This is a genomic window from Legionella stuttgartensis (assembly GCF_977063405.2).
Window position 1 is genome coordinate 1 of sequence record NZ_CDRUHA020000033.1, and the last position, 12,823, is coordinate 12,823.

The window sequence follows — 12,823 nt, forward strand, 5'->3', positions numbered from 1 at the left end:
AGCGTTCAATCTGAGCCAGGATCAAACTCTTCAGTTCAATTCCTGTGCTAGTTTAAAACCAGCTTCTTTACTTCTTTATACTTCTAAGCACTCAAAGGTTATTCAAAGTGCCCACACAGTTTGTCTTCTCTCTTCTTAATGAACCTGCCCCGAAGGCGTGCTGCGTATTCTACTGATTTCACCCTCAGTGTCAAACACTTTTTTCATTTTTTTTAAAAAAAATACCAGGTGTTCTAGTTCCGTTCGAGAGAGGAATATATATTAATGAGTGATAAATTAGTATTTATTATCAATGAGAACTCATAATTTGATTTACAGCGTTAATACTTTTTAATTTCTTCCCATTCCTCACACCAAGCTTGTACACTCTATTTGACTCGAATTAAAACCTGGACAGAGGACTCTATAAATTCTCTAGATGATATTATTAAACATAGTTATGGTAGAAAAGCAGGTTATGGCGAACGAACTAAATCTTCATTAATTGAATTAGGATAAGTTACTGAGGGCAAAAATGGAATATTGAGCCCTACCTTAAGCTCCTGCCGATTTTCGTGAAGCACTAATCAGATATGATGATTTTGCTAAAGTTGAACAATTAATAAAGTTATCTAAAGAAAAAACTAGTTTTCTTTCTCTTAATGCACATCATTTTTTTGATGATAACCCAGATTATGAGACCGCTGTTCAGCGACTTAAAGATCAAGCAAAACGCAATCCTAATGGTGCATCAGCAAAAGTTCTTAGCGACATAAGTGACGCCCCCTCTGTTGATGATTATAGGCCTGAACTGAAAAGAGGCCGTGAATTACAAAGAGAACGTGAGAAAATACCATTAAAAGAAGATAGTGAATTTGAACAGTCTAAAACATACCCAAAGCGGCTTGCATAAAACTATTTGGTTTCACATTTCGCAGAGAACACCGGATTCTTTAATTAAGATATTATTCTTATGACTCCTCTAGGTATCCCTAATACATACATTTTTAATAAATTATTTTTTGCCAAGTCTGGCTAATCCTCCTTTTTTTTGTTAATCTTCGCGATTCAACTATGGTGGCTCTATTGGTCCCTTCGCGGCGATAGATCGTGAACCCCGTCAGGCCCGGAAGGGAGCAGCGGTAGCGATTGATTCGAGCGCCGGAGTGTGGCTCTTAGAGCTGCCGCCCAACTCGTGAAAACATGTATGAGCTATCTGGCACTTGCCCGTAAATGGCGACCACGCACATTTTCCCAACTGGTTGGCCAAGACCATATCAATAAGGCATTGATAAATGCGCTGAATCAACAGCGATTACACCATGCCTATCTATTTACCGGCACTCGCGGTGTAGGAAAGACCAGTATTGCTCGAATTTTAGCCAAGTCTTTAAATTGTGAGAAAGGCATTAGTTCAGAACCCTGTTTGCAGTGCACTATTTGTAATGCAATAGAACAGGGACGATTTATCGACTTAATCGAAATTGATGGTGCATCTAAAACTCGAGTTGAGGATACCCGTGATGTATTAGATAACGTCCAATATGCACCCGCTATAGGTCGTTTTAAAATCTATTTAATTGATGAAGTTCATATGCTCTCGCAGCATAGTTTCAATGCGCTGCTCAAAACGCTGGAAGAGCCCCCGGAACATGTCAAATTTATTTTAGCTACAACAGATCCACAAAAGCTTCCTGTAACTGTCTTATCTCGTTGCCTACAATTTAATCTGAAGCATTTGGCGACAGAGTTAATCAGTCAGCATTTGCAGCTGATTCTTAAAGAAGAACAACTAGGTTTTGAAATTGAGGCTGTTGATATATTAGCTAAAGCTGCGCGCGGCAGCATGCGCGATGCATTAAGTCTTTTGGATCAAGCTATTACTGGTTGTGATACCCAATTATGTGCAAATGATGTCAAAATGATCCTGGGTTATACCCAACAAGATTATGCCCTGCAATTAATAGATGCCTTAGCAGAACAAAATGCAGCTGCTGTATTAAAAATTAGTCAATGGATTTCAATTGAAGGCGGACATTTTCAGTATGTATTAGATGAATTACTTAACTATCTTCATCAAATAGCTGTATATCAAGTCATTGGAGACAATAATCCTCTAATTAGTCCTTCATCACAAATCAGGACTCTAGCGCAACACATTTCAGCCGAAGACACTCAACTTTTTTATCAAATTGGTCTTAAAGGGCGCGAGGAAATTCATCTTGCTCCTACGTTAATCATCGGCTTTAATATGACCCTGTTGCGTATGCTAACGTTTAGACCTGCCCTTAAAGAAGCCCGCCCTCCTTTAGCACCTTATAAAACATTGTTACCCTCTGAGCAGCAACAACCACCTCTTTTGCTACAAGAGATTCCGGAGAAGGTTTCAGAACAACAATCTCAGGATTTATCGAATCTTCCAGCAAATCTAGATAACCAAGTAAAAGAAGAACAACCGCAGGTTACTCATCAAGAAGCAAACGATTGGGCGAGTATTATCCCGCACCTAAAGCTCACTGGTTTAGCACTCAATGCAGCAGAAAATGCTGAATTAGTCGCTAAAGATGGACGAGAGGTAACTTTACGTGTGGCCAAAGGACATCAATCTCTGTTTACACCAACGATACTCTCGCGCATTGAAACAGCACTGAGCCAATATTACCAAAATCAAGTAAAAATTATTTTAAACAGTGATGAATCAGTTCAATCCTCTCCTGCACAGCAAAAAGAGCAGGCAACTCAACAGAAACAACTGAAAGCAGAAGCTGCATTAAAAAATGATCCTATGTTCCAACAACTTCAGCAAGAATTTTCAGCAGAATTGGTCAAAAATTCTATTGTCCCGCTGAAAGATGACTTATAATATATCGAATTTAAATCTAAACATATGAGGCCTTAATAATGGATATGAATCAAAATCTTGGCAACCTGATGAAAGAAGCGCAAAAAATGCAACAACGTATGCAAGAAGCGCAACAACAATTAAGTCAATTAGTTGTTACAGGTGAAGCTGGTGGTGGCATGGTAGTTATTAAAATGAATGGCCGACATGATGCCACTGAAGTTAAAATCAAACCTACTATGATGGAAGAAGATGTAGAAATGTTGGAAGACTTAGTTGCTGCAGCAATCAATGATGCTGTACGGAAAATTGAAAAAGCATCTAAGGAAAAAATCAGTCAATTAACAGCTGGTCTAAATATTCCAACTGATTTAATGGGCGGCGACAAGGGTGATAAGGAATAATCCTAACGATGGATATGCTAAACCGCCTGGTAGAAGCGCTCCGCTGTCTACCAGGCGTAGGTCCAAAATCAGCACAACGCATGGTGTTTCACTTGCTTCAGCATCAAAGACAGAGAGGATTAAACCTTGCATCATGTCTTGAGCAAGCAATGAATAACATTCACCATTGTGAGCGTTGTGCTAACTATACAGAACAAAAAATTTGTACCCTTTGCCAAAATCCAAATCGGGATTCTTCCTTGCTTTGTGTTGTGGAAAGTCCAGCTGATGTATCTGCTATAGAACAAAGCAATGCTTTTCAAGGTAAGTATTTTGTTCTCATGGGAAAAATATCTCCGCTTGATGGCTTAGGCCCAGAAGATATAGGGTTACCCCGACTAAAAAATCTCATCATTCAAGAAGAAATTAAAGAAGTTATTTTAGCGTTAAGCCCCAGCGTAGAAGGACAAACTACCATTCATTTTATCCACCAGCTTTTGCGTGATTTATCAATAAACATTACTCAATTAGCGCATGGAATTCCCTCTGGAGGAGAATTAGAGTTTTTGGATGGAAATACTATAGGGAACGCCCTTCGCAATAGAGCAATAATTCATGTTTAAAACAGTGTACCGCAATAAATACATTTTCATATTAATGCTTCTCATTTCCGGACTGGCCAATGCCTCTTTTTATAAAAGTTTATGGCCCAAATGGGAGGTAAATAGCCCGCTATCAAAGGAAGTTATTTCGCATCAACTTTGGCAAAATTTCCTTAATCGACGTATTGTGACCAATGAAGAAAACATCAACCTAGTTGATTATGCTCATATGACACAAATAGATTTAAACTTGCTTAAAGACTATTTAAAAAACATGGCTGAAATTGATATTAATAATTACAACCGTAATGAGCAATTGGCCTATTGGATTAATCTATACAATGCTTTGACGGTTCAAGTTATAGCCAATTATTACCCAGTAACTACAATTCAAGAAATTAATATCTCCCCAGGATTATTCAGCATAGGCCCCTGGGGTGCAAACCTCATTACTGTTAAAGATACTTCTTTAACCTTAGACGACATTAACAATCGCATTATTAGAGCGATTTGGAATGATCCGCGTACTCATTATGCTCTAAGCAACGGCACCATTGGCGCTCCCAATTTAAGTAGAAAAGTCTACCAGGGTAAACTTATTGAAGAACAATTAAACCAAGCTGCCGCAAATTACATTAATTCTCTTAGAGGAGTAAGCGTCATTGAGGGAAAACTGATCATCTCTAAATTATATGATTGGTTTGAAGAGGATTTTGGTGGCACCAAGCAGGATATCATTTTTCATTTATTGCAATTTGCAAAAGAGCCGTTGCAAAGTCAACTTAAGCACATAAATACCATTGATAGTTACATCTATAATTGGCATATAAATAGCCCATCCACTGATCACGAATAAAAGCATAATAAAAAATTTTGGAACTCCTAAACCGAGTAAAACAATAGTATACTCACCCATTTATCCTAAGGGTTAGAATAATGAATCGTGGTGGATTTTCATGGAAAAGACTTATTGGAATCTCTGCTCTTAAAGCTAAAATTTCACGAAAGATCGGCATTCCATTGACACAATCGGGAAGAGAACGAAAACTCGGTGCTTTAATCATTAAACATTTACGCTCATTCCTTTTAGAAGGGAAAAAGAAAGAGCGTTAGCTTAATCAACTAGTCTTCTACAGACTGGAATAACTGCTCAATAGCATTGCCATGGATTACATGCGTGGGCTTATAAAGTGTCATCACTCTAAATACTGCATCTCGATTACGATAACTTATTTCTATGTTTGAAATCGCTAAATCATACATATAGGGTTCAGTGAGAAAATGCCTATTCCCTAATTCGATACGCAAAGCATCCATAACACAGCGCAATGCATCAAAAACCTCTAGAACTGCTATTTTTTCGTCATCATTAAGTAAAGGTAACCAATCAAAAGTACCCCCACCGGTGATATTAAAGAAAGTATACAGTAAATTGTGCGTATCATTGTTGGCAAAGTAGCCATATAAATCTAAACATTCGGTGGTCGTAAGCTGATTGTATAATGCCAACATTTTTACTTGGAAAAGCATTGGATTCTTTTCTTGCTCTACTACACCTGACAACATATTTTGTTGAAGTACCATCACCGCATCAATTAAACGATTCGGGTTAAACCAGAATTTGTAAGCGCGCTTCAAATCCGATATGTAATCAACGTTATTTCGTTTTGCGGAGATTGGATTTGAGTTAAGTTTTAGGCTTTTTACTGCTGATTGAATCATTTGTCTAAACACTTCATTGGTTTCAATCCTAATACCCTGAGGTAACTCTTCATCATGCAAAAAATAGTCCACCCCTAACTCTAATTCTTTCTGTAAAGCAATCTCATACAGTTTTTGTTGCATTAATTCGATATAAGAATGCAATATCTCTAGACGCATCTGCACCGAAACTAATTTTTCAGGATGAATTACATCCGCGAATAATTTATCTGGATGTATCTTATAGAGGAAAATTGCATTCACCAAATCAGCAAATTGAGGATTAGCAAAAAAATCCAATGCAACTTGTTGTTGTTGAACATTCCAGTCATAAAAAAATGCTACCCATGCACACTGCCCACTATCACTTTTATTCACAAAATCAACGAATCCTTCCAGCCATAAATTCAATTCTCGCTCGGAAAATAATTGTTTTAATTGTGACTGAAGATGAACCTGACTAGACACTGAAGATTCAATAGATGGAGCACATTGATATAAAGAGATAATTTGCAATAAAAGCTCTTTTTGTTCTTCAACATCTAGAGACGAAGCCAATTTTTGTTCTAAAAGAGTGATCTGATTAAAACGTTCAGACCAAGATAATTCACGCTCTAGTTTTTTTCGGGTATACGCTACTGCTTTCTGATCCAATAATTGCAAATAATCTAGATATTTATTTGCTATAGAGCGACACAATAACTCAACTTTAGGATGCATTTCTAACTCGTAAGAATCTTCTATATATCCATGAAGATCATTTTTCATCAATTTAAGTTCGTGTTTGACCAAGGTTTTTGCTCGATCATTGTCTGTTACAAACCAACTTGAAAACTGATTTCTGTTTTGAGTCATCCCTACTCCTCAAGCATCGTCCTGGTATAATTGTATTCGCTGGAGAAATTGTATCCTACCTATATGTTATAAGATTAAAGATAGTCATGGTTCCGCGAAAGACAGCAAATAAATATCAATAACTCATAGAATAATATCGAAAATAATTGCAAGTCGATACTAATCTTGCCAAAATTATGACGAATACTGCTCAAAAAAATGGGAATAAATTAATGCCACAACCCAGTTATCTTTTATTCATTGATAACGATCCTGTGAGTGAGGATCTCAAGAAATATTTTGCACAATTTAACATCAACATTGTACAGCAAAACCAATTAGTTACACCCATTCAAAGTGGGGTAGGGAAACCTATTGCCATTCTCATTCATTGGTCAATTTTAAAAAATGACCTTCAATCAATTCACCAATTTTATACAAATTATCCTGTACCTTTATTGATTTTAAACGACACGCCGGATGAAGATGCCTGCATTAAAGTCCTCGAAGCGGGAGCAGATGATTTTATTGTAAAGCCCTTATTACCCAGGGAGCTACATGCTCGAGTCAGTGCAATAAACCGACGTGTCTTACGTGCAAAACCACAATCTGATCATGAAAAGGAAGTTCTAGTTTTCTCCAACTGGAAGCTCTATCCCGCTTCCAGGCAAGTATTTCATGATAAGACCCATGAAGAATTATTATTAAGTGCAGGGGAATATGATTTGTTACTTACTTTTGTACTGCAACCCCAGCGCATCCTAGATAGGGAGCTCCTGTTACAAATCACTAAAAATAGTGATCTGAATCCATTTGACCGAAGAATCGATGTGCAAATAAGTAGACTACGTCAGAAAATTGAAGTGGATGCAAAAAAACCGGCATTAATCAAAACCATTCGCAATGGAGGTTATATGTTTACCGCACACGTATCCACTTTAAAAGAAAGCGATACAAAATAGACTTATTTGCGCTTCTTACTTATTTTGAACATCTTGACACTTTTAATTGTGTTGTCGCCGACTTTTAATATTTCCATCCGATAGTTTTCTATTGTCAAGCAGGAATCAGCTGGCGGAATATAACCAAGATGTTCAACAATTAATCCACTTAACGTTTTTGGCCCTATCATAGGTAATTGCCAACCCATTAAGCGATTTAGATGACGTAATGTTAAACTTCCATCAACAATAACTGAACCATCGCTTTGCGGGGTGATATCTCGACTTAGAGCAGCCACATCAGTAGTAAACTCGCCTACTATTTCTTCAAGTATATCTTCCATTGTCACTAAACCCTGAATATCGCCATATTCATCCACAACAAAAGAACTACGTCGCTTCATTTTTCTGAAATTTAAAATTTGAATATTAAGCGACGTAGCCTCAGGAATATAATATGGTTTATCGGCTGCTTTCAGTAGACTATCAAGATTTAACTCATTTTCTATAGCCAGATTTAGCACATCACGTACATGAATCATTCCAACCAGATCATCAATTGAATTACGGTATAATGGCAAGCGTGTATGTTTTGCTGTTTCTAATTGATACAGAATTTCTGACCAAGGCTCTTCGATATCGATACCAACAATATCCGATTTAGGAATCATTATATCTTCTACAGTAGCTTGTTCTAAATCCAGAAGACTAATCAGCATACTTTTATGCTCGACTGGTAATAGCCCCCCTGCTTCATGCACCACTGAGCGTAATTCTTCATTCGTTAACAATTCCTTTTGTATTTTGTCAATTGAGATTCGAAATAAACGTAGTACGCCGTTAGACATAGAACTGCTGATGTAAACCAAAGGAGCAAAAATCAATTGGAGTATTTGTAAAGGTAATGAGGTAACAAATGCAACTTGTTGTGGATAAATTGCTGCAAATGTTTTAGGTATCATTTCAGCAAAAACCAAAATCACCAGCGTCAAAATGACGGTGGCTATCGCAATACCTGCATCACCATAAATGTGCTGGCCAATCAAAGTTGCAATTGTTGACGCAAGAATATTAGCCAGAGTATTACCGATTAAAACAACACTCAATAGTCGATCAGGTCGAGAGAGTATTTGATTCACTCGCGAAGCTTGTTTATTCTCTTTCTTGACTAAATGTTTTAGCTTATAACGATTGATCGACATCATACCGATTTCAGTGGCTGCAAAAAACGCCGCCAACAGAATTAAAAAAAATAGTATGATAAACAATGTAGAAAGATGGTATGTCACCGAATTTCCTCAGCTTTTATAACACGAAATAAAGTATCATATGGTTTCAAAGAAAGCGAGAGAGGGACAACCTTGAACGTCTTAAAGATACAATTCGGATAGTACAACAATGGGCTTAGTTGTAGGCTTTATGCCTTTCTCCCAAGCCCAGAAATTTTTCAACAGAATGAAATTTATCTATTTTTGTTCTTTATTATAACGAGCTACGCTAGACTTAATCTCTTCGAATGCAGCTTCTGGACCAACCCAACCATCCAGTTTAACCCATTTACCTTCTTCCAAATCTTTATAGTGACTGAAAAAGTGTTCTAAAGAATTTAATAGATGCTGCGGCAAATCTTCATGTGACTCAACCGATTCATAAATTTTAGTTAGCTTATTCGTTGGAACAGCTAATATTTTAGCATCTATGCCTGACTCATCAGTCATCTTTAACATACCAACTGGTCGGCATGGGATAACCGAGCCACCAACAAGAGGAACAGGAGTCACCACGAGAACATCAACAGGATCCCCATCCTCAGATAAAGTATGAGGAACATAACCGTAATTGACAGGATAAAACATGGGGGTTGTTAAAAAACGGTCAACGAATAATACTCCAGATTCTTTATTTACTTCATACTTTACAGGTTCGCTATGCATAGGGATTTCAATAATTACATTAATTTCTCTTGGTAAATCACGACCACTACTAATTCTCATTAAACTCATTTATTCTTCTCCCCTCTTAATCGAATAAAAATACATGTAAAACGCTAAGTATATAAGCCTTTAAAACTCAACAACCTTTCTCCCTTAAGGCACAAGCCTTCTATAGGAACATACAACTCTCATCAATATCACTTTATTTTAAATAATAATCTTGGCTCTAATGCGAAATTACAACATAAAGCCGCTATTATGCGAAAAAACACATTAAAAGGCAAAGAGAAGCTGTCGCATTATAAGCAATGCAATGTATAATAGCCTTTTTTAATCAAAATGAGATTGCTTATGAATTGCTTGTTTTGCAAAATTGCACAAGGTGCGATCCCTGCATCAGTAGTTTTTGAAGACGATGAGATAATGGCTTTTCGTGATCTCAACCCGCAAGCTCCTAAACATCTGCTGATTATTCCGAAGCAACATATTGCTACGTTGAATGATGCCAGCGATGAAGACCAGGCCCTGTTGGGAAAAATGATTTTAGGGGCAAAGAAAATTGCTCAAACTGAAGGAATAAGTGACGCAGGATATCGATTAGTTTTCAACATTAATCCCGATGGTGGCCAAACAGTATATCATATTCATTTACATTTACTGGGCGGACGTCGTATGACATGGCCCCCTGGGTAGGAAAAAACAATGGAAAAACTATATAAAGAACTGCTAATACAATTAGGCGAAGATGTAGATCGACAAGGGTTGCTTGATACTCCTGCACGTGCTGCCAATGCCATGCGTTATTTAACTAAAGGGTACAATGAGAGCTTGGAAGATATTATTAATGACGCGCTTTTTGATTCGGACATGAGTGAAATGGTTATCGTCAAAGATATTGAAATGTATTCCATGTGCGAACACCATTTACTTCCATTTCTTGGCAAGTGTCATGTTGGATACATTCCTAATGGAAAAGTAATAGGATTATCGAAAATAGCCCGTATTGTTGATTACTTTTCGCGACGTTTACAAATTCAAGAGCGGTTAACCTCAGAAATAGCAACCTGCTTAGAATCAATTACCGGAGCACGTGGTATAGCTGTAGTCATTGAAGCAAAACACTTATGTATGATGATGCGTGGTGTCGAGAAACAAAACTCAATAATGACCACCTCAGTAATGCTTGGTGATATGCGCAATAGTCCAACGAGTCGAGCCGAATTCTTAACCTTAACTCAGAATAAGTAATCCTGCCTTTCCGTCTCCATTTTTAGCCTAATTGCCTGGGTGAAGTAGCGTGTAACCCGGGTAAAGTATCTTTTTCTCACCCAGGTTAACAACTAAAATCCTTCTTCCACACTATGCATGTGGAAGAACGATTATTCCTTATTCTTCTTCTCCGTCACGAATACTCTTTTCTGCTTCATTATGTTCTTCTTCATGATGAGCTTCCTCAGCAGGAGCAGCTGTTTCTTCTGCTTGGGGTTTATCTTTCCACTCAAGCTTCACACGACCTTGCTTATCGATACCAGCAACAAATACGGCGATCTCTTGACCCTCTTGAAGCACCGACTCGACCTTTTGTGATCGATCGCTGCAGATTTGAGAAATATGGAGTAATCCATCTTTACCAGGCAAAAGATTTATAAAGGCACCAAAATCAACGATTTTACTTACTTTACCTTGATAAGTTTGGCCAACCTCAATTTCTGCAATTAATGCCTTAATTTGTTTTTGCGCTTCTTCTAAAGCATTCATATCGGGAGAAAATAATTGAACAACACCCGTATCATCTATATCAATAGAAACACCCGTGCTATCAATTAATCCTTTAATCGTTGCGCCGCCTTTACCAATAATTGTACGGATTTTGTCTTCAGCAACTTTCATAGTAGTAATTCTTGGTGCATGCTGGGATAATTCTTCTCGATGCTCTGATAATGCATTATTCATTACACCCAGGATATGTAAGCGACCAGCCAATGCTTGGTCTAAAGCTTGCTCCATAATTTCATTAGTAATTCCCTGGATTTTAATGTCCATTTGTAATGCAGTGATTCCCTGCTCGGTACCTGCTACTTTGAAATCCATATCACCTAAATGATCTTCATCACCTAAAATATCCGTTAACACCGCATAACGATCGCCTTCTTTAATTAGGCCCATTGCGACTCCAGCTACAGGTGCTTTTAATGGAACACCAGCATCCATCAACGCAAGGCTAGTACCACATACTGTTGCCATCGAGCTTGAACCATTTGATTCAGTGATTTCAGAAACAACTCTTAGTATATAGGGAAATTCGTTGGCTTCAGGCAAAACAGCGATGATTGCACGTTTTGCTAAGCGACCATGCCCAATTTCTCTACGCTTGGGACTACCAACCATGCCTGTTTCCCCTACTGAATAAGGAGGGAAGTTATAATGCAACATGAATCGATCTTTTGATTCACCAGTAATGTTATCTAGGATTTGTGCGTCACGCTCATTACCCAAAGTAGCAACAACAATCGCTTGGGTTTCGCCGCGAGTAAACAACACAGAGCCGTGTGTTCTTTCTAAAAGTTTTGTGCGAATGGAAATTGGGCGAACTGTTTTGTGGTCACGGCCATCAATTCGAGGCTCGCCATCAAGAATTCGATTTCGTACAGTAGCACGCTCTATTTCAACAAACATATTACCAATAACATCAGCTTTTAACTCATCATTTTCTGCTTGCAAAGCTGATATTGCTTGTTCTTTTAACACATCTAAACGTTGATAACGTTCTTGCTTGTCTTTAATCAGATAGGCTGCCTCAACGTCTTGTTTCACCATATCAGAAACGCGTTCTTGTAAAGATGTATCTACTTCAGGCGCGGTCCATTCCCACCGAGTTTTCCCACCTTGTGCTGCGAGATCTTCTATTCCTTTGATCACATTTTTCATCATTTCATGACCAAACATAATAGCGCCGCGCATAATGTCTTCACTTAATTCTTTAGCTTCTGACTCGACCATCAAAATAGCATCTTTAGTGCCTGCTACGACTAAGTCAAGTTTGGATTGCTCCAGTTCCTTACGGCTTGGGTTTAATAAGTAAATGCCGTCCTTATAACCTACACGAGCAGCGCCAATGGGACCATTAAAAGGGACGCCCGAAAGAGCTAATGCTGCAGAGGATGCAACCATTGCAACGATATCTGCAGAAACTTCTGGGTTTAAAGAAAGAACGGTAACAATGACTTGTACTTCGTTACAAAATCCATCTGGAAATAAAGGACGAATAGGGCGATCTATAAGTCGGGAAGTTAACGTTTCATTATCTGATGGCCTGCCTTCACGTTTATTAAATCCACCAGGTATTTTACCTACTGCGTAAAATTTTTCTTGGTAATTTACCGTTAATGGGAAAAACCCATTTTCATCGCCACCTTCTTTTTTACCAACTACTGTAGCTAATACTTGAGTGCCATTCATACTGGCTAATACTGCTCCATCCGCTTGTCGCGCAATTTCACCTGTTTCCAATATAAGCGTGTGGTCACCGAATGCTATTTCTTTTGTAAACTTAGCCACGTAATCTTCCTCATTAAGTAATTATAACGAAAAAAAGGCGCAGAAAATT

General features: G+C 38.0%; 12 protein-coding genes and 1 other RNA gene. 9 read left to right on the plus strand and 4 right to left on the minus strand.

Translation table 11 applies throughout. The annotated features are described in order from the left end of the window. The first annotated feature begins 1,063 nt into the window (after nucleotides 1–1,063). The 6 genes from ffs to ACWTEW_RS08665 all read left to right on the plus strand — a co-directional run bounded on the left by ffs (nucleotide 1,064) and on the right by ACWTEW_RS08665 (nucleotide 4,919). An RNA gene (gene ffs, locus ACWTEW_RS08640) (signal recognition particle sRNA small type) lies at nucleotides 1,064–1,160 on the plus strand. A gap of 26 nt (nucleotides 1,161–1,186) precedes the next feature. Beyond that, nucleotides 1,187–2,842: a DNA polymerase III subunit gamma/tau gene (gene dnaX, locus ACWTEW_RS08645; protein WP_454781287.1), complete on the plus strand. Its 1,656-nt coding sequence runs from the start codon at nucleotides 1,187–1,189 to the stop codon at nucleotides 2,840–2,842. 38 nt (nucleotides 2,843–2,880) lie between these two features. Beyond that, complete coding sequence (locus ACWTEW_RS08650; RefSeq protein ID WP_019232941.1) at nucleotides 2,881–3,225, plus strand: YbaB/EbfC family nucleoid-associated protein; 345 nt, start codon at nucleotides 2,881–2,883, stop codon at nucleotides 3,223–3,225. An 8-nt stretch (nucleotides 3,226–3,233) separates the two neighbouring features. Next, on the plus strand, nucleotides 3,234–3,827 hold the full coding sequence (gene recR, locus ACWTEW_RS08655; RefSeq protein WP_454781288.1) for a recombination mediator RecR: 594 nt from the start codon (nucleotides 3,234–3,236) through the stop codon (nucleotides 3,825–3,827). Further along, complete coding sequence (locus tag ACWTEW_RS08660) at nucleotides 3,820–4,662, plus strand: DUF547 domain-containing protein (RefSeq protein ID WP_454781289.1); 843 nt, start codon at nucleotides 3,820–3,822, stop codon at nucleotides 4,660–4,662. Before recR ends, ACWTEW_RS08660 begins: the two co-directional genes overlap by 8 nt. 80 nt (nucleotides 4,663–4,742) lie before the next feature. After that, nucleotides 4,743–4,919, plus strand: coding sequence for a hypothetical protein (locus tag ACWTEW_RS08665; protein ID WP_454781290.1), 177 nt, complete (start codon nucleotides 4,743–4,745; stop codon nucleotides 4,917–4,919). A 9-nt stretch (nucleotides 4,920–4,928) separates the two neighbouring features. Here the strand turns inward: ACWTEW_RS08665 and ACWTEW_RS08670 are convergent, their stop codons facing one another. Then, nucleotides 4,929–6,362 carry a hypothetical protein gene (locus ACWTEW_RS08670; RefSeq protein ID WP_454781291.1) on the minus strand — a complete coding sequence of 478 codons (1,434 nt, stop codon included), beginning with the start codon at nucleotides 6,360–6,362 and terminating at the stop codon, nucleotides 4,929–4,931. 212 nt (nucleotides 6,363–6,574) lie between these two features. Between ACWTEW_RS08670 and ACWTEW_RS08675 the strand changes: the two genes are divergently transcribed. After that, complete coding sequence (locus tag ACWTEW_RS08675; protein ID WP_454781292.1) at nucleotides 6,575–7,303, plus strand: winged helix-turn-helix domain-containing protein; 729 nt, start codon at nucleotides 6,575–6,577, stop codon at nucleotides 7,301–7,303. A gap of 2 nt (nucleotides 7,304–7,305) precedes the next feature. On the opposite strand, the gene ACWTEW_RS08680 is transcribed toward ACWTEW_RS08675, so the two are convergent. Both ACWTEW_RS08680 and ppa read right to left on the minus strand, forming a co-directional pair. Next, nucleotides 7,306–8,571: an HlyC/CorC family transporter gene (locus tag ACWTEW_RS08680; RefSeq protein WP_454781293.1), complete on the minus strand. Its 1,266-nt coding sequence runs from the start codon at nucleotides 8,569–8,571 to the stop codon at nucleotides 7,306–7,308. Nucleotides 8,572–8,748: 177 nt separating this feature from the next. Beyond that, nucleotides 8,749–9,285, minus strand: a complete 537-nt coding sequence (ppa, locus tag ACWTEW_RS08685; protein ID WP_454781294.1) for an inorganic diphosphatase — start codon at nucleotides 9,283–9,285, stop codon at nucleotides 8,749–8,751. 282 nt (nucleotides 9,286–9,567) lie between these two features. On the opposite strand from ppa, the gene ACWTEW_RS08690 reads away from it, so the two are divergent. Together ACWTEW_RS08690 and folE are read left to right on the plus strand one after the other, a co-directional pair. Beyond that, nucleotides 9,568–9,909 (plus strand): histidine triad nucleotide-binding protein, encoded by a 342-nt coding sequence (locus tag ACWTEW_RS08690; RefSeq protein ID WP_454781295.1) that lies wholly within the window; start codon nucleotides 9,568–9,570, stop codon nucleotides 9,907–9,909. 9 nt (nucleotides 9,910–9,918) lie between these two features. Next, entirely contained in the window at nucleotides 9,919–10,464 is a 546-nt protein-coding gene (folE, locus tag ACWTEW_RS08695; protein WP_454781296.1) for a GTP cyclohydrolase I FolE, read from the plus strand. Between the two features lie 138 nt (nucleotides 10,465–10,602). On the opposite strand, the gene pnp is transcribed toward folE, so the two are convergent. Beyond that, the gene (gene pnp / locus ACWTEW_RS08700; RefSeq protein WP_454781297.1) at nucleotides 10,603–12,774 is read right to left on the minus strand and encodes a polyribonucleotide nucleotidyltransferase; all 2,172 of its coding nucleotides are present in this window, start codon (nucleotides 12,772–12,774) and stop codon (nucleotides 10,603–10,605) included. Between the last annotated feature and the right edge of the window lie 49 nt (nucleotides 12,775–12,823).